The sequence below is a fragment of the Ligilactobacillus sp. MP3 genome, from assembly GCF_024436335.1.
Lineage (GTDB): Bacteria > Bacillota > Bacilli > Lactobacillales > Lactobacillaceae > Ligilactobacillus > Ligilactobacillus salivarius.
On sequence record NZ_JANFQI010000038.1, the window covers coordinates 1 to 372 of the forward strand.

The 372-nt window shown below is 26.3% G+C and carries 1 protein-coding gene; it reads right to left on the minus strand.

The features are described 5' to 3' along the window. A partial coding sequence (locus NOU10_RS09325; RefSeq protein WP_255906664.1) for a helix-turn-helix domain-containing protein occupies positions 1-288 on the minus strand: 288 nt, incomplete at its 3' end. Between the last annotated feature and the right edge of the window lie 84 nt (positions 289-372).

Genomic DNA, 372 nt, shown 5'->3' on the forward strand with positions numbered 1-372 from the left:
GTTAGCTTTAGCTAAACTATCAATATTCTTATCTTGCATGTACTGATAATGATTAGACAAATTTCTAGCGTTTTTACGACTTTTTAATTCTTTAATACGTTCCTTAACAATATCAATAGGTAACTTAACTTGTTTCAACTTATATAATTCTTGGTCAATAGCAACCATTTTATTATAAATAGTTCTAGCAATGTTACCATTAATTTTAATAATCTTCTTTTGGTTAGTGCTTGGATAAATGCGCATTTTCAATCCATAATGATACTCTAAATCACTCATCTTCTTCATTGTATTTCACCTCCTTTAAGTTTATACTATAATTATAATCAATGTATTAGCTTGTATCAAGAGAAATCGTTAATTTTATAAGGT